The sequence below is a fragment of the Streptomyces sp. cg40 genome (genome assembly GCF_050320165.1).
Lineage (GTDB): Bacteria > Actinomycetota > Actinomycetes > Streptomycetales > Streptomycetaceae > Streptomyces > Streptomyces hokutonensis.
This window is the reverse complement of the sequence record NZ_CP190128.1, coordinates 9,265,674-9,283,434: the sequence shown is the minus strand read 5'-3', so window position 1 is coordinate 9,283,434 and position 17,761 is coordinate 9,265,674. Positions and strand designations below refer to the sequence as shown.

General features: G+C 70.3%; 16 protein-coding genes. 7 read left to right on the top strand and 9 right to left on the bottom strand.

Features of this window, described 5'->3' with window-relative positions; all coding sequences use genetic code 11:
• Positions 1 to 35: 35 nt before the first annotated feature.
• The 3 genes from glgC to ACQHII_RS41865 are packed head-to-tail and all read right to left on the bottom strand — an operon-like array spanning position 36 to position 3,248.
• Entirely contained in the window at positions 36 to 1,256 is a 1,221-nt protein-coding gene (gene glgC, locus ACQHII_RS41875; RefSeq protein ID WP_427924144.1) for a glucose-1-phosphate adenylyltransferase, read from the bottom strand.
• A gap of 51 nt (positions 1,257 to 1,307) precedes the next feature.
• Complete coding sequence (gene glgA, locus ACQHII_RS41870; protein ID WP_427924143.1) at positions 1,308 to 2,459, bottom strand: glycogen synthase; 1,152 nt, start codon at positions 2,457 to 2,459, stop codon at positions 1,308 to 1,310.
• Between the two features lie 39 nt (positions 2,460 to 2,498).
• On the bottom strand, positions 2,499 to 3,248 hold the full coding sequence (locus tag ACQHII_RS41865; protein WP_427924142.1) for a (2Fe-2S)-binding protein: 750 nt from the start codon (positions 3,246 to 3,248) through the stop codon (positions 2,499 to 2,501).
• Positions 3,249 to 3,458: 210 nt separating this feature from the next.
• Between ACQHII_RS41865 and ACQHII_RS41860 the strand changes: the two genes are divergently transcribed.
• Positions 3,459 to 4,583 (top strand): DMT family transporter, encoded by a 1,125-nt coding sequence (locus ACQHII_RS41860; RefSeq protein ID WP_427924141.1) that lies wholly within the window; start codon positions 3,459 to 3,461, stop codon positions 4,581 to 4,583.
• Here ACQHII_RS41860 and ACQHII_RS41855 read toward each other — a convergent pair.
• Positions 4,573 to 5,769 carry a transglycosylase family protein gene (locus ACQHII_RS41855; protein WP_427924140.1) on the bottom strand — a complete coding sequence of 399 codons (1,197 nt, stop codon included), beginning with the start codon at positions 5,767 to 5,769 and terminating at the stop codon, positions 4,573 to 4,575. The two genes, ACQHII_RS41860 and ACQHII_RS41855, sit on opposite strands and share 11 nt — an antisense overlap.
• A 255-nt stretch (positions 5,770 to 6,024) precedes the next feature.
• Here ACQHII_RS41855 and gndA point away from each other — a divergent pair, with 255 nt between their 5' ends.
• Complete coding sequence (gene gndA, locus ACQHII_RS41850; protein ID WP_427924139.1) at positions 6,025 to 7,464, top strand: NADP-dependent phosphogluconate dehydrogenase; 1,440 nt, start codon at positions 6,025 to 6,027, stop codon at positions 7,462 to 7,464.
• 42 nt (positions 7,465 to 7,506) lie between these two features.
• On the opposite strand, the gene ACQHII_RS41845 is transcribed toward gndA, so the two are convergent.
• The 4 genes from ACQHII_RS41845 to panD form a co-directional block, all read right to left on the bottom strand.
• Complete coding sequence (locus ACQHII_RS41845; protein ID WP_427924138.1) at positions 7,507 to 7,860, bottom strand: VOC family protein; 354 nt, start codon at positions 7,858 to 7,860, stop codon at positions 7,507 to 7,509.
• A gap of 1,113 nt (positions 7,861 to 8,973) precedes the next feature.
• Positions 8,974 to 9,612 (bottom strand): aspartate/glutamate racemase family protein, encoded by a 639-nt coding sequence (locus ACQHII_RS41840; RefSeq protein ID WP_427924137.1) that lies wholly within the window; start codon positions 9,610 to 9,612, stop codon positions 8,974 to 8,976.
• 40 nt (positions 9,613 to 9,652) lie between these two features.
• Positions 9,653 to 9,997 carry a GNAT family N-acetyltransferase gene (locus ACQHII_RS41835; RefSeq protein WP_427924136.1) on the bottom strand — a complete coding sequence of 115 codons (345 nt, stop codon included), beginning with the start codon at positions 9,995 to 9,997 and terminating at the stop codon, positions 9,653 to 9,655.
• A 22-nt stretch (positions 9,998 to 10,019) separates the two neighbouring features.
• Positions 10,020 to 10,439, bottom strand: coding sequence for an aspartate 1-decarboxylase (gene panD, locus ACQHII_RS41830; RefSeq protein ID WP_427924135.1), 420 nt, complete (start codon positions 10,437 to 10,439; stop codon positions 10,020 to 10,022).
• A 353-nt stretch (positions 10,440 to 10,792) separates the two neighbouring features.
• Between panD and ACQHII_RS41825 the strand changes: the two genes are divergently transcribed.
• From ACQHII_RS41825 to ACQHII_RS41805, 5 genes are all read left to right on the top strand, one after another.
• On the top strand, positions 10,793 to 11,422 hold the full coding sequence (locus ACQHII_RS41825; protein ID WP_427924134.1) for a GntR family transcriptional regulator: 630 nt from the start codon (positions 10,793 to 10,795) through the stop codon (positions 11,420 to 11,422).
• A 465-nt stretch (positions 11,423 to 11,887) separates the two neighbouring features.
• The gene (locus ACQHII_RS41820; RefSeq protein ID WP_427924133.1) at positions 11,888 to 12,754 is read left to right on the top strand and encodes an amidohydrolase family protein; all 867 of its coding nucleotides are present in this window, start codon (positions 11,888 to 11,890) and stop codon (positions 12,752 to 12,754) included.
• Positions 12,747 to 13,643, top strand: coding sequence for a hypothetical protein (locus ACQHII_RS41815; RefSeq protein ID WP_427924132.1), 897 nt, complete (start codon positions 12,747 to 12,749; stop codon positions 13,641 to 13,643). Before ACQHII_RS41820 ends, ACQHII_RS41815 begins: the two co-directional genes overlap by 8 nt.
• 63 nt (positions 13,644 to 13,706) lie before the next feature.
• A complete protein-coding gene (gene dctA, locus ACQHII_RS41810) occupies positions 13,707 to 15,011 on the top strand; it encodes a C4-dicarboxylate transporter DctA (protein WP_427924131.1) in 1,305 nt (434 codons plus the stop codon).
• Positions 15,012 to 15,333: 322 nt separating this feature from the next.
• On the top strand, positions 15,334 to 16,359 hold the full coding sequence (locus ACQHII_RS41805) for an amidohydrolase family protein (protein WP_427924130.1): 1,026 nt from the start codon (positions 15,334 to 15,336) through the stop codon (positions 16,357 to 16,359).
• 231 nt (positions 16,360 to 16,590) lie between these two features.
• Here the strand turns inward: ACQHII_RS41805 and ACQHII_RS41800 are convergent, their stop codons facing one another.
• Positions 16,591 to 17,718 carry an MBL fold metallo-hydrolase gene (locus ACQHII_RS41800; protein ID WP_427924129.1) on the bottom strand — a complete coding sequence of 376 codons (1,128 nt, stop codon included), beginning with the start codon at positions 17,716 to 17,718 and terminating at the stop codon, positions 16,591 to 16,593.
• Positions 17,719 to 17,761: the final 43 nt, after the last annotated feature.

Genomic DNA, 17,761 nt, shown 5'->3' with positions numbered 1-17,761 from the left:
TGCGGTCGAGACGCACCGGGGCCGATGTCCGGTACCTACGTGACCAGTTGGCCCTTCCCGAGGGCGATGACCCCGCCCTTGGAGACCGTGTACAGGTCGGCGTCGCGCTCCGGGTTGACGCCGATCGTCGCGCCCGGCGGGACCTCGACGTTCTTGTCCAGGACGGCGCCCCGGACCACCGCGCCGCGCCCGATGTGGACGTTGTCGTGCAGGATCGAGCCCTGGACGACGGCTCCCGGGTCGACCACCACACCCGGGGAGAGCACCGAGCGGGTGACCTGGCCGCGGATGAGGCAGCCGGAGCTGATGATCGACTCGCTGGCCATGCCGCCGGCGTTGAAGCGGGCCGGGGAGAGCTGGCCGGAGTGGGTGTAGATCGGCCAGTTGCGGTTGTAGAGGTTGAAGGCGGGGCGCTCGGCGATGAGGTCCATGTGGGCGTCGTAGTAGGCGTCCAGGGTGCCGACGTCGCGCCAGTAGCCCTGGTCGCGGGTGGTCTCGCCGGGGACGTGGTTGGCGCTGAAGTCGTAGAGCGCGGCCTCGCCCCGGTCGGTGAGCGCGGGCAGGATCGAGCCGCCCATGTCGTGCACCGAGCCGATGTCCTCGGCGTCCCGCTGGAGGGCCTCTATCAGGGCCTTGGTGGTGAAGATGTAGTTGCCCATGGAGGCGTAGACGCACTCCGGGTCGTCGACCAGGCCCGGCGGGTCGGCGGGCTTCTCCAGGAACCGCTCGACCGTCTGGCCGTCCGAGCCCGGGGTGATCACGCCGAACTGCGAGGACTCCGCGCGCGGGACACGGATTCCGGCCACGGTGACGCCCGCGCCGCTGTCGATGTGCTGGGCGAGCATCTGCCGGGGGTCCATGCGGTAGACGTGGTCGGCGCCGAAGACCGCGACGTACTCGGGGCGCTCGTCGTAGATCAGGTTCAGCGACTGGAGGATCGCGTCCGCGCTGCCGAGGTACCAGCGCGGGCCCAGGCGCTGCTGCGCCGGAACAGGTGTGACGTAGTTGCCGAGCAGGCTGGACATGCGCCAGGTGGTGGTGATGTGGCGGTCCAGCGAGTGCGACTTGTACTGCGTGAGGACGCAGATGCGCAGGATGTCGGCGTTGACGAGATTGGACAGTACGAAATCCACGAGGCGGTACGTGCCGCCGAAGGTGACCGCGGGTTTGGCCCGGTCGGCGGTCAAGGGCATCAGCCGCTTGCCCTCACCGCCCGCCAGTACGATCCCGAGCACCGAAGGTCCGCCACGACGCATGGCCGCTCCCCTCACCCTGGTTGACCCCAGCCTGCCCCTGAGCAGCGCACACTAAGCCTGTTTGAGGATCTCCTCGTAGAGCCGCGCGGTGCGCAGCGCCACGGCGTCCCAGCCGAACTCGCCCACCGCGCGCTTCCGCCCTGCCTCGCCCATGCGCTTCGCAGTCTCCGGGTCGGCGAGCACGGAGTCGAGGGCCGTCGCCAGGTTCTCCTCGAAGTTTTCCTCGATGGACACCAGCAGGCCGGTCTCGCCGTCCGCGACCACCTCGGGGATGCCCCCGACACGCGAGGCGACCACGGCGGTACCGCAGGCCATCGCCTCCAGGTTGACGATCCCCAGGGGCTCGTAGACCGAGGGGCAGGCGAAGACGGTGGCGTGGGTGAGGAGCTGGATGACCTCCGGTCGGGGCAGCATCTGGGGGATCCAGTGCACGCCCTCGCGGACCCGGCTCAGCTCCTCGAAGAGGTCGCGGAACTCACGGTCGATCTCGGGCGTGTCGGGCGCGCCCGCGCACAGCACGACCTGCGCGGCCGGGTCGAGGCCGCGCACCGCGCGCAGCAGATGGGGCACGCCCTTCTGGCGGGTGATGCGGCCGACGAACAGCACGTAGGGGCGGTCGGGGTCGATGCCGAGCCGGGTGAGGACGTCGGTGCCGTGGTCGGGGCGGTAGAGCGTGGTGTCGATGCCGTTGTGGATGACCCGTACGGTGGCGGGGTCCAGCGACGGATAGCAGGCGAGGATGTCCTCGCGCATGGCTCCCGATACGGCGACCACGGCGTCCGCGGCCTCGATCGCGGTGCGCTCGGCCCAGCTGGAGAGGGCGTAGCCGCCGCCGAGCTGCTCGGCCTTCCAGGGGCGCAGCGGCTCCAGGGAGTGGGCGGTCATCACGTGCGGGACGCAGTAGAGGAGCTTGGCGAAGTGGCCGGCCAGGTTGGCGTACCAGGTGTGGGAGTGGACGAGTTCGCGGCCTTCGAGGGCGGCGGCCATGGAGAGGTCGACGGAGAAGGTGCGCAGGGCGTCGTTGGCGCCGTCCAGGGTCGGCCAGGAGCGGTGGCGTACGACGCCCTCCGTGCGGCCCTCGCCCCAGCAGTGCACGTCCAGGTCGACCAGGGGCCTCAACTCCCGGGCCAGGAACTCCACATGGACGCCCGCGCCGCCGTACACATCCGGCGGGTACTCCCGGGTCAGCAGTCCCACTCGCACCCGTAACCCCTTGTTCTCAGCGGCTGATTGCACTCATGGTCACCCAGAAGCGGCTTTCGCGGAAGGGCCGGGCGGTTGTGTGAAGCAGCAGTCCCCGCAGACCCCGCCGCCGGGGACCCGGTAGTAGAGGCAGCAGCTGCGGCGCCGGAAGGCGGTTCCGGTGAGGGTTCCGGTGCCGGCGAGGAGGGGGTGGGCGAGGAGTTCCGCGGTGAGGGCACGCGCGCGCGTGGCCACTTCCGGACGGCCACGCGCGCGTGCCCACCGGTCGAGTTCGCGGGCCGCGCCCGCCAGCGCGGAGGCCGCGTTGCCCCACAGCAGGCCGGCGGAGATGCGGTGGTGGGCGATCAGGGCCGCGTTCAGGGGTTCCAGGTGGGCGTGGAGCACGACGTCCGCCAGGGCGTCGACGGGCAGCGGGCGGACCTCGGCCAGCCACAGGTCGTCCGGTGCGGCGCCGCCCGCGTCCCAGTGCAGCAGGCGCGGGTCGAGGTCGGGGACGCGGCCGTAGAGGGCGGCACAGCCGAGCGCCGCCGACCACAAGCGGGCCGCGAGCGCCTGTTGTGCGATCGAGGCGGAAATGCGCAGCTCAGGGGCCCGGAGACGCTCCGCGACGGCATGAACACGGAAAGTCAGGGAATTTCCGTAAACATCCGACACCGGGTTTTCGTAGATCGCCGCGAGCGTCGGCAGCGGGCCGTTCGGTGCTGCGCCCGTGCGTAGTACGAAGAAGCCGCCGAGGGCGCGGAGCGCGGCGAGTTCGGGGTCGAGGTCCACGAACAGCAGTAGTACCAAGGCTCCTAGGGGTTCCACCCAGGGGGTGTCCCCCTGGTGTCACCCACCTTGGGGAGGACAAGGGGTGGTTCGTACTCCATCGGCAGTACTACCCAATCGGTGCTCAGGTACGACGACGGGAAGAAGATCGGGCGGCATCGTGTTCTGTATGAAAGCCGACCGTTCGCCGCGTGGTGCCAGAGGCACCCGCCTGACGCAGAGGAGCTGCCGATGAGCGCCCTCGCGTTGTCCATCGTGCTGTCGCTCGTCTCCGCCGTGGCCTACGCGGGCGGAGCGATCGTGCAGGAGCGCGTCGCGGTGTCCTCTCCCGACCAGGAGTACGCGCCGCTGCGCCGCCCGAGCTGGTGGGCGGCGGTCGCGCTGAACGGTGCGGGCGGTCTGCTGCACGTGGTGGCGCTGGCCTACGGCCCGCTGAGCCTGGTGCAGCCGCTGGGCGCGCTGACCATCGTGTTCGCGCTGCCGATGGCGGCCCTGTTCGTCGGCCGCAAGGCCGGTTCCACCGCGTGGCGCGGCGCGATCATGGCGACGATCGGTCTCGCCGGTCTGCTCTCCCTGGTCGGCGCGTCCGACAGCCACTCGCTGAGCACCGCCCAGCGGGTGTCCGTGGCGGTGTTCACCGGTGCGGTGGTCGCGACCCTGATGATCGCGGGCCGCGCGGCACACCGGCACCCGGCGGTGCGCAGCGTGCTGCTGGCGACCGCGTCCGGCATAGCGTTCGGCATGTCCTCGGTGTTCACGAAGACGGTGACGGTCGACTGGGACAACGGCGCGATATCGGCTACCGACATCCCCTTCCTGGCCGTGATCGCCGTCTTCGCGGTCGCCGGTCTGATGCTCTCGCAGGCCTCCTACCGGGGCGCGGGCCTGGCGGCTCCGCTGGCCGTCCTGACGGTCGTCAACCCGGTGGTGGCGGCCGTCGTCGGCATCACGATGTTCGGCGAGACCTTCCGCTACGGCACGACGGGCACCCTGCTCGCCCTGAGCGCCGGAGTGGTCGCCGCCGGTGGCCTGATCCTGCTCACCACCGAGCGGCTGGAGAGCGAGCACGCATCGTCCACCACGGCGGCTCCCGTCGCGCCGGCGCCCATCGAGGAGTTGCTGGACGCCCTCCCTGGACAGCCCGTCGACGTGAGCGCGAACGTCGACGTGGACCTCGGCGTCACGGCCGGGGACATTCTGGTCCCGGCCCCGGCGGCGATCCCGGCGGACGAGGGTTACGGAACCCTGGAGCCGGCCGGCTCCGCCGCGACACCGAGCTACTTCGGCCCGTTCCACGCCGGGCTGTACGTGATGATGCCGGTCCACGACCGGCATCGCACACGCGTCAAATCGTGACGCCGCCGGCCCGCAGATAGGCGAGCGGGTCGATGTCGGTACCGAACCCGGGCCCCGTCCGCACCTCGAAGTGCAGATGCGGGCCCGTGGTGTTGCCGGTGGACCCCGACCGCCCGATGCGCTGCCCGGCGCCGACGGACTGCCCGTCCCGCACCGAGATCGCGGACAGGTGGGCGTACTGCGAGTACCGCCCGTCGGCGTGCCGGATCACCACCTGGTAGCCGTACGAGCCGCCCCAGCCCGCGGTGACCACCTGCCCCGCCTCGATGGCCTTCACCGAAGTGCCGGTGGGGACAAGGAAGTCGACGCCGGTGTGGTAGCCCTTCGACCAGGCGGAGCCCTCCGCGTGGTACGCCGTGCCGATGGGGGCGTTGACGGGGGCGACGAGGGAGTCACTCGTCGACTTCTTGGTGGTGGTCTTCTTCGTCTCGGTCTTCGTGGCCGCCTTGGTGGCCGGTTTCGTCGCCGTACGGGTCTTCGTCTCGGCCTTGCCGTGCAGGCTCAGCCGCTGGCCCGGCAGGATCAGGTCCGGGTCGTCGCCGACGGTCGTGCGGTTCGCGGTGTAGAGCGCGTGCCAGCCGCCGTCGACGCGCTCGGTCTCGGCGATCCCGGAGAGGGTGTCGCCGCGCACGACCGTGTACATCTCGACGGTGCCCGCGCGGGACTGCGGTGTGGTCTGCGGCTGTACGTCCTTCACGGACCGCTTGGCGGTCTGCGTCTTGGCGTCCTCGGCCTTGGTGCTGCCGGCTTTGGTACTCCCGGTCCTGGTGCCGCCGACGTGGATGTCGGGGGTGTCGCCGCCCCGGGTGAGCCCGGCGCGCACCGAGCACACCGGCCAGGCGCCGGGGCCCTGCCCCTTGAGCACCTTTTCCGCGACGGCGATCTGCTGGTCCCGGGTGGCCAGATCCGCGCGGCTCGCGTACGCCGTGCCGCCGTAAGCCTCCCAGGTGGACTGGGTGAACTGGAGCCCGCCGTAGTACCCGTTGCCCGTGTTGATGCTCCAGTCGCCGCTGGACTCGCAGGCGGCGACCTTGTTCCAGGTGCTCACGTCGGCCGCCTGGGCACTGCCCGCACCGGCGCCGACGAGGGGGATCGCGATGCCCGCACCGCCCGCCGTGACCGTGAGGAGCGAGGAACGGTTGATCCTGTTCGGCTGATACCGGCGGTGCCGGCCGCGTACGGCCATGGAGAATCCCCCTCGACATACGTCAGGAGGGCCAAAAGTAAGCGCCACGAACAGGCCATGACAAGACGGCAACCGGCCGCCCTGTGGCTCAAGTGGTCAGCGGGCCGCTCCGGTTGCGGTGAGCACGTGCGGCCGGGGTACCGGCAGGCCAGGATGGACCGAGCGGCAATACTGGCGAGCACGACCGGTACCACCGACGTTCAGGACCTTCCTGATCTTTAGGCTTGATCTTCCTGATCCTTAGGAGCCAACCGAATGAGCACTTCAGCGCAGATCGGCGTCACGGGCCTCGCGGTCATGGGCCGCAACCTCGCCCGGAACTTCGCGCGCAACGGCTATACGGTCGCCGTGCACAACCGGACCGCGTCCCGCACCCACGCCCTGGTGGAGGAGTTCGGGGGCGAGGGCGACTTCATCGCGGCGGAGACGGCCAAGGACTTCGTGACCGCGCTGGAGCGTCCGCGCCGCCTGGTCATCATGGTCAAGGCCGGTGACCCGACGGACGCGGTGATCCAGGAGTTCGCCCCGCTCCTCGAACCCGGCGACATGATCATCGACGGTGGCAACGCGCACTTCGCGGACACCCGCCGCCGCGAGCGCGACCTGCGCGAACAGGGCATCCACTTCGTCGGCATGGGCGTCTCCGGCGGCGAGGAGGGCGCGCTGCACGGGCCGAGCATCATGCCCGGCGGCCCGAAGGAGTCGTACGACTCGCTCGGTCCCATGCTGGAGAAGATCTCCGCGAAGGCCGCGGACGGGGCGCCCTGTGTGACCCATGTGGGTCCCGACGGCGCCGGGCACTTCGTGAAGATGGTGCACAACGGCATCGAGTACGCCGACATGCAGCTGATCGGCGAGGCGTACCAGTTGCTGCGCGATGTCGCCGGGTACTCCCCCGCCAGGATCGCGGAGATCTTCCGTACCTGGAACACGGGCCGGCTGGACTCCTATCTGATCGAGATCACCGCCGAGGTGCTGTCCCACGTGGACGCGGCCACCGGCAAGCCGTTCGTGGACGTCGTCGTCGACCAGGCCGAGCAGAAGGGCACGGGCCGGTGGACGGTGCAGATCGCCCTCGACCTCGGGGTCCCGGTCTCCGGCATCGCCGAGGCGGTCTTCGCCCGCTCCCTGTCCGGGCACGCGGCCCTGCGCGAGGCGTCACGGGGCCTGGCCGGACCGACGGCCTCGCCGCTGGGCGAGTCCGAGGCGGCGGCCTTCGCGGACCGCGTCGAGCAGGCCCTGTACGCGTCGAAGATCGTGTCGTACACGCAGGGCTTCCACGAGATCGCGGCGGGCAGCGAGGAGTACGACTGGAACGTCGACCTCGGCGCGGTCTCCTCGATCTGGCGCGGCGGCTGCATCATCCGCGCGGCGTTCCTCGACCGTATCCGCGCGGCGTACGACGCCCGCGCGGACCTGCCGAGCCTGCTGGCGGACGCGACGTTCGCGCAGGAGATCGCGGCGGCGCAGGACGACTGGCGCGAAGTCGTCGTAGCGGCGACCCGCCAGGGTGTCCCGACGCCCGGCTTCTCGGCCGCCCTCGCCTACTACGACGCACTGCGCGCCGAGCGGCTGCCCGCGGCGCTCACGCAGGGGCAGCGGGACTTCTTCGGGGCGCACACGTACCGCCGGGTGGACCAGGAGGGCTCGTTCCACACCCTGTGGGGCGGTGACCGCTCGGAGGTCACGGGCTGACCTCGTCCGCTGCCGTGTCCAGCCCGCCTGCCGGGGATCCGGTCAGGCGGGCTGCCACAGTTCGATGCGGTTGCCCTCGGGGTCGGTGACCCAGCCGAACCGTCCGACGCCGTCCATGTCCTGTGTCTCCGCGTCCACGTCCGCGCCCTTGGCGCGCAACTGCGCGAGCATCGCGTCGAGGTCGCGGACCCGGAAGTTGAGCATCGTCTGCTGGGTGCGGGACCCGAAGTAGTCGGTGTCGGCGGGGAAGGCCGCGAACACCGTCGGCCCGGCTTCCTGCTGCCACAGCCCGTGCTCGTCGACGTCCAGACCGAGGCAGTCGCGGTACCAGGAGCTGAGGGCCGCAGGGTCGGTGGCCCGCATGAAGTGTCCGCCGATTCCAAGCACACGTTCCATGTCGGCCATCCTGCCAGGAGGGCGGCCGGGACGGTGAGGTCGGACGTCATGGCCTGCGACCGGTTTCAGATGGGCGACTCGCAGGTGCCCCGCTTCACACGGCCGGCGCCACGCTCACGGCTTCAGGTGAGCGGCGGTCCCGGCTCCGGGTTCGGTACGGGTTCCGGTCCCGGTGGAATGGGGGACGGGGAGGGCTCCGGGGTCGGGCCGGGTGGAACAGGGGACGGGCCGGGGACGGGACCCGGCGGTGGCGTGGGCCGGGGCGTCGGGGGTTCCGGGTCCGGACCCGGGCCCGGTGTGGGGCCGGGAGTCGGGCCTGGCGGTACGGGACCGGGGCCTGGAGTCGGTCCCGGGGGTACGGGGTCGGGGCCCGGTCCCGGGGTGGGTCCGGGTGGTACGGGGTCGGGATACGGGTTGGTCATGGTGTCCTCCAGCCAGTGGGTACGTCGGCTCTGGACTACTCCCCCACCTACCCGTCACCCGCGCCGCCACTCACCCGGGCGGGCTCACGGGACGCGCGGGGCGGGACGTCGGCGGGCGCGGCCGACGGGCACTGCGCGGGCGCCGTCGAACTGATCCAACGTTCAGTCCCCGGGTCCTGTCGGACTCGCCCGAGGCAGGGCCTCCGGACCCCGCCGCATTCGCCCGCAAGGGGTGGCCTGGGGCTCGCCGGATTCACCCCACAGGCGCTGCCCCAGCCTCGCCAGACTTCCCGACGCACAGCGCCCGGGCCTCGGCGAACTCACTCGGCGCTGGGCCTCCGGGCCCAGTCGGACTCACCCGACACTGGTCACCCGAGCCCTGACAGACACGCCTGACGCCCGTTGCCCGAGCCCGGCCGCATTCACCCCACACGCCTCGCCCGAGTCCTGAGAGACTCACCCGACGCACGCCCCCTGGACTCTGCCGGACTCACCCGCCACCGCTGATCCGAGCTCCGCCGGACACACCCGACAGCCCGGGCCCGAGCTTCGCCGGACCCACCCGATGCGCGCCGTCCGAACCCGCCAGACTCACCAGCGCACAGCCCCCAGGCCCCGCCAGTCTCATCCGACGCAAAGCCCCCGGACCCCGCCGGACTCACTCGACGCACGCAGCCCAGCCCCGCCGGACTCACCCCGCCCGCACCGCCCGAGCCCCCGCGCCCAGCCCCAGGCGCGGGCTCGACAGCACCGGGATCCGGGTGGTCGTCAGGTGCTGGGCGCCGGCCATGGAACCCTGCGCCAGGACGATCGCGTCGGCATCCTCGATCGCGTCCACCGCATCGGCGACCAGTCGGGCGCAGCCCTCGTCGTCGCCGGACTCGAAGCGGGCCCAAGCGCCTTCGACAAGCAGGGTGCGAACGGCGACGGGGCGGCCGATGCGGCGGCCCTCCTCCTCGACCAGCGCCACCGTCGGCCCCAGCGTGCTCTCCAGCGTGGCGGCCACGACGACGCGGGCACCCGCGGCGACGGCGGCCGCCGCCATCGGGCGGTCGCCGCGCAGCACCGGCACACCGATGTCGGCACCTGCCGACTCCGCCACCGCGCCGATGGTCGAGCAGGTGCACAGCACCGCCTGGGCCCCCGCGGCGACGGCCTGCGCCAGTGCGTCCCGTACCGCGTCGGTCACCGCTTCCGGGCCCTCGCGGCGGGCCCGTGCGAGCAACTCCTCGTCGACGAAGTGCCACAGGTCCAGGCCCTGGTGGTCCTCGTCGCGCAGGGCGTCGAAGACCGGGACGTGGGCGGGTGACGTGTGCAGGAGGGCGAGCACGCGGCGGGCCTTTCTTCCGGAACCGGTACCGACGTGCCGTCTAGAACCGGCCGGGATGCGCCGCGAGCCACTCCATCGCCGCCTTCTGCAGCGCGGGATCGGCGGCCGGAGCCTCGTCGGGATGGCGGGCCGCCCACTTCACGACGTAGGGGCAGAGCGGGGCGACGACGATGCCCTCACGCGCGGCGATGCCGTACAGCTCGCGGGCCAGTGAACCCGCGATGCCCTTTCCCTCGTGGGCCGGTTCCACGATGGTGTGGACCGGGACGAGCGCGCGCTCGGGGGATTCGAGGACGAAGTACTCGATGTGGCCTACGACTTCGCCGTCGCCGATCGCCTCCAGGCGGCCCGCCGCCCGGTCGTCGCGGATCTCGATCTCGCTCATGGGCCTACTCCTGGTGTGGTGGTCAGGCCGTGACGGCCTGCGGGCTGCGCGCCTGCTCCGAACCCGGTACCGGTTCGGACGGATCGGCACCCAGGCCCACGATCCGGTTGGCGGAGTCCACGTGCACGACCCGGGGCCGAAGCGCCCGCGCCTCGGCGTCGGACACCTGAGCGTAACTGATGATGATCACCAGGTCTCCGGGGTGGACGAGATGGGCGGCGGCACCATTGATACCGATCACTCCCGAGCCCCGCTCGCCCTCGATGACGTATGTCTCCAGGCGGGCGCCGTTGTTGATGTCGACGATGTGCACCAGCTCGCCGGGCAGCAGATCGGCGGCTTCCAGCAGCTCGGCGTCGATGGTCACGGAGCCGACGTAGTGCAGGTCGGCCTGGGTGACGGTGGCACGGTGGATCTTGGACTTGAACATAGTACGCAGCATCGGGGTACTCCCACAAGTAGGCTCCCTGCCTGCGTTATTGCAGGTCAAGGGCTGTTTCCCCACCCTACAACGAGTCGCGTGCACGGTCAGCTCTCCCCGGGTTTTTCAGGACTCGTGCTGACCGTGCCGACTCGCTAAGTACGCGCGAACCGCTTGACCGCGAACCACTCGGCACGCGGCGACGTCAAGGATCCCGCTCAACCACCGCCCATGATCGCTGACAATATCTCCGGTGATAAAATCAGCGATCTGATCCGGACCCTGTGAGCACAGGGCGGCGCACGTCCGCGGGTGGGAGAGAGCGACAGCCTGTGACCAGCACGCGCATCCAAGGGGCGGCCGCTCGGAGCCACGTGAGCACCTACATCCGCCACGCTCTGCGGGTCGGCGAGCTCGTGCCGGGGCAGCGGCTCGTGGTGCAGGACCTGGCCGACGAGCTCGGGGTAACCAGGAGCTCCGTACGCGAAGCGCTGCTCGACCTCGTCTCCGACGACCTGGTGGAGATTGTGCGCAACCGAGGGGCGCGGGTCAGGGTGATCTCGGTCGAGGAGGCCATCCAGATCACCGAGTGCCGCTCCGCGCTGGAGCGGGTGTGCGCGCGCAGGGCGGCCGAGCACGCGAGCGAGGCGCAGCGTGCCGAACTCACCGAGGTCGGCGCGCAGTTGCGTGCGGCGGTCGCCGAGAACTCCCCCGAGACCTACTCGACGCTCAACCGAAGACTGCACGACCTCATCATCGAGTTCAGCGGCCAGGTGGTCGCCAAGCGTCAACTGGAGCGCCTCAACACACAGATGGTGCGGTTCCAGTTCCGGCTCGCGATGCGGCCCGGACGCCCGCAGCAGTCTCTGCCCCAGCTCCTGTCCATCATCGACGCTGTCGTCGCCGGTGACGCCGACGCCGCCGACGCGGCCGCCGAGGCCCAACTGGCCAGCGTGATCGACGAGTTGCGCACGACCGGGCCGCACGGCCCGTCGCCCGTGTGAGATGACGCGCACCGGGGGCAGCCCCGTCCGGTCGGACGGACTCCTCCGGTCGGACGGCCTCCTCCGGTCGGACAGCGGGCACCGCCCCTGACCGGCGGGATCACGCAGGGGTGCGCCGGAAGGCGTCACCCGCCACGGTGGGATGCCGGGCCGGCCCTGCGCACTTCGATACACGCCTGTCGTCGTCGGCGCGGCCGACCGCCCCCGAGACGCGGCATGCCCACAGAGGATCAACAGTCGGCCGTCTCTCCACGTCAGCAATGGCCCATGTCGTTCCGGCCCCCCGTTTCGCCCCTCCCCGCAACCCCTCCTCCACGGTCGGTCGGCACCGCCCGTTGCTCATCGCTGCAAAAATTAGCGGATAAAATTGTTGACAATCTTGGCCGCCTGGACTTCAGTCGGTGTGCAGGTTCCGGCCAACGTGCCGAGCGACCGGCGTCCGTCCGAGAACCCTTGGGAGACCTGGTGCAGATCGTGGACACGCACACGCACGTCATCTCGTCGGACACCACGCGCTATCCCCACGCCCCTGTCGGGGGACGGCAGTCCGCGTGGTCGCGGGCCCACCCCGTGGACATCGACGGCCTGGTGCGCGCGCTCGACGAGGCGGGGGTCTCAAGGGCCGTGGTGGTACAGGCCTCGACGGTCTACGGGCACGACAACCGTTACGTCGCCGAAGCCGTCCGGACCCACCCGGACCGGTTCGTCGGGGTCTACTCGATCGACGCCCTGGCCGACGACGCCACAGCGCAGATGGAGAAGTACCAGGAGCAGGGGCTGTCCGGCTTCCGCCTGTTCACCACCGGGACCACGATGCCCGGCCAGGCGGACTGGCTGGGCCACGAACGCTCGTATCCCACATGGGCCTACGCGGAGCGGAACGACATCCCCGTGTGTCTTCAGATGACGATCCAGGGTCTGCCCGCCCTGCGGAGACTGCTGGAGCGTTTTCCCCGGGTGCGGGTACTGCTCGACCACTGCGCGCGCCCCGATCTGTCCGACGGCCCCCCTTACCGTCTGTCGAGGGAACTGTTCGAGTTGGCGGACCACCCCGGCGTCCACCTGAAACTCACCCATCGGGCCTTGGACGCCGCCAAGGTCGGCAAGTCCACGAGCGAGGCTTTCCTGGCGGACCTGCTGGCCTCGTACGGCGCCGGACGTATCGCGTGGGGCTCCAACTTCCCCGCGGCGGAAGGGACTCTCTCCGGCATCCTCGACGAGGCCCGGGGCGCGCTGGCCGGCCTGTGCGACGACGACCTGAGGTCGATCTTCGGCGGTACGGCCCTCGCGTTCTATCCCGCCCTCGCGACGACGGGCGAAGCACATGCCTGAGCCCTCCGTCCTGCGCACCGTCCTCGCCGACCACCTTCACACCGCGAAGCTGAAGAGCGGCGAAATCCGTGACGCGCGGGTCACTCTGTCGTTCAGCGACGTCGTACCAATCCACCGGGCCTTCGCGCCCATGGTGCGCGAAGAGGCCTACGACCTCAGCGAGTTGGCCGTCGTGACCGCCTTGCAGGCCATCGCCTACGGCCGTCCCGTGGTCCTGCTGCCGGCCGTGGTGGCCGCGCGCTTCCAGCGGGGCTGTCTCATCGCCCACGCCGCACGACCGGTCACACCGGCACAGCTGGCGGGCAGGCGGGTCGGTGTGCGTTCGTACACCCAGACCACCGGGATGTGGGTGCGCGCACACCTCGCCGAGGACTTCGGTCTGGTGCCACGCGACATCCGCTGGATCACCCACGACGAACCTCACGTGGCCCAGTACACGGACCCCGGCTTCGTCAGGCGCGAGAGCGGCCGGGCCGCCCTGCCCGATCTGTTGCGCGAGGGCCGGATCGACGCCGCGATACTCGGCAACGACCTCCCCGAGAGTGAGGAGTTCGTGCGCGTCGTACCGGACGCCGACGCACGTGACGAGCAGTGGTGGCACCGGCACGGGTACATGCCCGTCAACCACATGGTCGTCGCCGGTGCGTCGGTCTGCCGCCGGGACCCGCAGGCGGTCCGAGCGGCGTATCACCTTCTCCTCAGGGCCGATGCGGCCGTCGAACGCCCCGATGCCGTACCGGCCCCGGCCCTCTTCGGCTTCGACCGTCTGCGTGAGCCGATCGAACTCGTCGTGGGGGCCTGCCTGGAGCAGGGGCTGCTGCCCAGGAAGCTCACGCCGGAGGAGATCTTCGAACCGGCGAGGAGGGTCCTGGGCAGCGACACCGCCTGAGCCCCCACCAGCGCCCCAGCAATCCTTCAACCCAGTCTTTCAACGACGAAACTGGAAACGCCGATGAGTGAAGCAACATCCACGGCCGTACCCGTACAACCGGTCAGGCCGCCCCGCCGCCTCTACCACGACCTCGCGTTCCAGGTGCTCGCAGGAGTCGCGCTGGGCGTCGTCGTGGGCAACTTCGCCCCGTCCGTCGGACACCATCTTCAGTTCCTCGGCGACATCTTCATCCACCTCATCCAGATGGTGGTCGGTCTCATCATCTTCTGCACCGTCACCCACGGCATCGCCAGTGTCCGTGATCTCGGCAAGGTCGGCCGTATCGCGGTGCGCTCACTCGTGTACTTCGAGGTGATCACAACGATCGCCCTCGTCATCGGGCTCGTCGTGGTCAACGTGCTGCGCCCGGGTGCGGGTATGCACATAGATCCGTCGTCACTGCACTCGGCGGCCGATACCGCACCCGCCAAGTCGCAAGGCTTTGACGACTTCCTAGTCAGCCTGGTGCCCACCTCCGCGGTACAGGCGTTCGCCGAGGGAGACATCCTTCAAGTCCTGGTGTTCTCCGTCCTGTTCGCCTGCGGTCTGGCCTCGCTCGGCGATCGGGCGCAACCCGTGCTGGACATCGTCGGCAGCGTCCAGCAGACGCTGTTCTGGATCATCCGCAAGGTCATGCGCATCGCACCGCTCGCGGCCTTCGGCGCCATCGCCTTCACGGTCTCCAAGTACGGACTGGGCACACTGACCTCGCTCGGAAAACTGATCGGGGTCTTCTACCTGATCGTCGTGCTCTTCTTCGTCCTGGTCCTGTGGCCGGTGTCGCGGTATGCGGGCGTCAGCCTGTTCAAGCTGCTGCGGTACTTCCGCGCGGAGCTGTTCCTCGTGCTCGGCACCAGCTCGTCGGAGAGCGTCTTCCCCCAACTCACCTCCAAACTCGAGAGACTTGGAGTGGACGAGCCGGTGGTGGGTCTGGTGCTGCCCACCGCGTACAGCTTCAATCACGACGGAACGTGTCTGTACTTCGCGTCGGTCAGTGTCTTCCTGGCCCAGGCCACCGGCAGTGACCTGGGCTGGAAGGCGCAGGTCGGTCTTCTGCTCGTGCTGCTGCTGACGTCCAAGGGCGGCGCGGGGGTGTCGGGGTCCGCGATCGCCGTGCTGGCGCTGACCCTGAGCACCACGCACAAGATCCCGGTGGACAGCATCGCCCTGGTGCTGGGCATCCACAGCATCCTGTCGGCCGCCTTCGTCTTCACCAACGTCGCCGGCAACTGCGTGGCGACACTCGTGGTCGGGAAATGGGAGAACGCCATCGACCGGGACCGGCTGGACGCGGAACTCGATGCCGGTTACCGGACAGCCGCGTGACGCGCCCGGTGCACGAAGCAGGCCAGGGCGGGGCGGCCTCGATACCGGGCGGGGACGTCAGGCGCGAGGCAGACGTGGATGTCCGGTCACACCGTCGCCCGTAGCCACAGCCACAGCCACAGCCACAGCCACAGCCACAGCCAACCGATGCCGTATGTGGCCGAGACGGATTCCGGGGCCGCCACATCACCCACGCCGGGCGCCCCGGCGACGGAGGCGATCGGCGGCGCCCATCCCCCACCACAAACCTTTGACGACATTGCAGGCAAGGACACGGGATCCCCGTCGGCACCGACAAGACTTCCGCGAGAGGGACGAACTCATGATCATCGACTGTCACGGGCACTACACCACCGCGCCGCCCGCGCTGGAGAGTTGGCGCAACCGGCAGATCGCCTCGCTCACCGACCCCGCGACCGCCCCCTCCCCCGCCGACCTCCGCGTCTCCGACGACGAGCTGCGCGAGAGCATCGAGTCCAACCAGCTGCGCCTCATGGACGAACGCGGCATCGACATGACGGTCTTCTCACCCCGCGCGTCCTTCATGGCCCACCACGTCGGGGATTTCCGGACCTCCGCCGCCTGGGCCGCCATCTGCAACGAGCTCTGCCACCGGGTCGCCGCCCTCTACCCCCGGCGCTTCGTCCCCGCCGCCATGCTCCCGCAGTCCCCGGGCGTCGACCCCGCGACCTGCATACCCGAACTGACCCGCTGCGTGGAGGAGTTCGGCGCCGTCGCCCTCAACCTCAACCCCGACCCCTCAGGCGGCCACTGGACCGCCCCACCCCTCACCGATCGCTCCTGGTACCCGCTCTACGAGAAAATGGTCGAGTACGGCACCCCGGCGATGGTCCACGTCAGCACCAGCGTCAACCCCGCCTTCCACACCACCGGCGCCCACTACCTCAACGCCGACACCACAGCGTTCATGCAGCTCCTCCAGGGCGACCTCTTCACCGACTTCCCCACCCTCCGCCTGATCATCCCGCACGGCGGCGGCGCCGTCCCCTACCACTGGGGCCGCTTCCGCGGACTGGCCATGGCCCTCGACAAACCCCCACTCGAAGAACACCTCCTCGACAACGTCTACTTCGACACCTGCGTCTACCACCAGCCCGGCATCGACCTCCTCCTCGACGTCGTCCCCACGAAGAACATCCTCTTCGCCTCGGAGATGATCGGCGCCGTACGGGACATCGACCCCTGCACCGGCCACCACTTCGACGACACCCGCCGCTACACACACGCGGCCGGGCTGTCCGCCGACCGACTGGCCGCCGTACAGGAGCACAACGCGCGCACTGTCTACCCCCGCCTCGACGCACTCCTCAGCGACCAGGGCCGCTGAGCGGTCTCCGCGGCCGTTTGCCCGTCCAGGCCTGAGAGTTACGTCTGCCCTGGACTGGCTCGTCGGACAGCCCTGGTGCAGTTCCCATGACCGTTGCCGGGAAGCCCTACCGAGAGTTCAAGGTCATCACTGGTCTCTTCTTGGGCTCCCCGCAGTGGCTGCGCGTCACGTCAGCAAGTGGTCACGGCGAACCACTCGTAGCGACAGCCTTCCAGCCGGGCATCTGACGGCTCAGGACCGCCGCGCCCCGCGCCTCCGTACCGGCAGCCGCAGCAGGTCCGTGCCCAGGACCATCGGTCCGCCGAAGTCGGCCCGGCGTGCGCTGTCGCGGAGGAGGCGGCGCCAGGTCGCGTCGGAGACCACCGTCTGCTGCCCCGGGCCGAGGTGGGTCGTGAGCAGGGTGCCCACGTCCGACTCGGCGGCGATCCGGCCCAGTTGGGCCACATCCGTGTGGGTCGAGGTGATGTGGTCGATCAGCGCCTGGGGCAGGCCGAGGCTCGCGAGACCGGCCGGGTACAGGGCCTCGTGGACCAGGACGTCCGCGTGCGCCGCGAGCGTGATGACGTTCTGGGTCGGTGCCGTGTCGCCGGAGAAGACGACGCTGCCGTGGTCGGTGTCGAAGCGGTAGGCGTAGGCGGGGAACACCGCGCCGTGCGGGACCAGGACGGCGGTGACCTTGACGTCGTCGTTCTCCATGACGGTGAACGGCGCCATGGCCGGCGCGGAGTTCGCCGCCGAGGCGCCGACGGAGGACGGCGGCAGGACGTCGTGGACGTCGAGCAGGGTCGCCGGGTCGATGCCCGCGTGCTCGGTCATGAAGAAGGTCGGCGACGCCGCGTACGCCCGGCCCGCCAGCCTCGTCATCTCGACGGTGCCCGGCAACGGCCCCGGAGCACCGGCGACGGTCGACGCGATCCCGGCGGGACCGGGGCCGTAGACCTGGATCGGGTTCTGGAAGCCCTGCGCGCCCGAGGCGCCCGCCGACAGCAGCGGGAAGGAGTAGTAGTCGACGATGTGGTCGGCGTGCAGGTGGGTCAGGAAGATTCCGGCCAGCGAGGGCATGGACAGGCCGGCGCGCAGGTACTGGGTCACCGCCCCTCGTCCGCAGTCGATCACGTACGTCCTGCCGTTGACCGTCAGGGCCGACGCGATGCCGTACCGGGTCGCCAGGGGCGGCGGGCCGCCGTTGGTGCCGAGCAGCGTCACGGACAGGCCTGTCGCGGAGGGCGCGGATGCGGTGTTCGTGGCCGCGGCGGCCGGTTCGGCGCCGAAGAGCGGCAGGGCCACGGCGGCGGCCGAGGCCGTCATCGCGCCCAGCATCGTCCGGCGGGACGTCGGTTCACCCAGAGGTTCACACATGAGGAGACAGCTCCTTCGTGGCTCGATTCGCGTTGCCACAGTG

Excerpts from the sequence above, each read along its gene's own strand:
- glgC (WP_427924144.1), bottom strand. The coding sequence starts at position 1,256 with ATGCGTCGTGGCGGACCTTCGGTGCTCGGGATCGTACTGGCGGGCGGT.
- ACQHII_RS41860 (WP_427924141.1), top strand. The coding sequence starts at position 3,459 with ATGAGCGCCCTCGCGTTGTCCATCGTGCTGTCGCTCGTCTCCGCCGTG.
- ACQHII_RS41855 (WP_427924140.1), bottom strand. The coding sequence starts at position 5,769 with ATGGCCGTACGCGGCCGGCACCGCCGGTATCAGCCGAACAGGATCAAC.
- gndA (WP_427924139.1), top strand. The coding sequence starts at position 6,025 with ATGAGCACTTCAGCGCAGATCGGCGTCACGGGCCTCGCGGTCATGGGC.
- ACQHII_RS41845 (WP_427924138.1), bottom strand. The coding sequence starts at position 7,860 with ATGGAACGTGTGCTTGGAATCGGCGGACACTTCATGCGGGCCACCGAC.
- ACQHII_RS41835 (WP_427924136.1), bottom strand. The coding sequence starts at position 9,997 with ATGAGCGAGATCGAGATCCGCGACGACCGGGCGGCGGGCCGCCTGGAG.
- panD (WP_427924135.1), bottom strand. The coding sequence starts at position 10,439 with ATGCTGCGTACTATGTTCAAGTCCAAGATCCACCGTGCCACCGTCACC.
- ACQHII_RS41815 (WP_427924132.1), top strand. The coding sequence starts at position 12,747 with ATGCCTGAGCCCTCCGTCCTGCGCACCGTCCTCGCCGACCACCTTCAC.
- dctA (WP_427924131.1), top strand. The coding sequence starts at position 13,707 with ATGAGTGAAGCAACATCCACGGCCGTACCCGTACAACCGGTCAGGCCG.
- ACQHII_RS41805 (WP_427924130.1), top strand. The coding sequence starts at position 15,334 with ATGATCATCGACTGTCACGGGCACTACACCACCGCGCCGCCCGCGCTG.
- ACQHII_RS41800 (WP_427924129.1), bottom strand. The coding sequence starts at position 17,718 with ATGTGTGAACCTCTGGGTGAACCGACGTCCCGCCGGACGATGCTGGGC.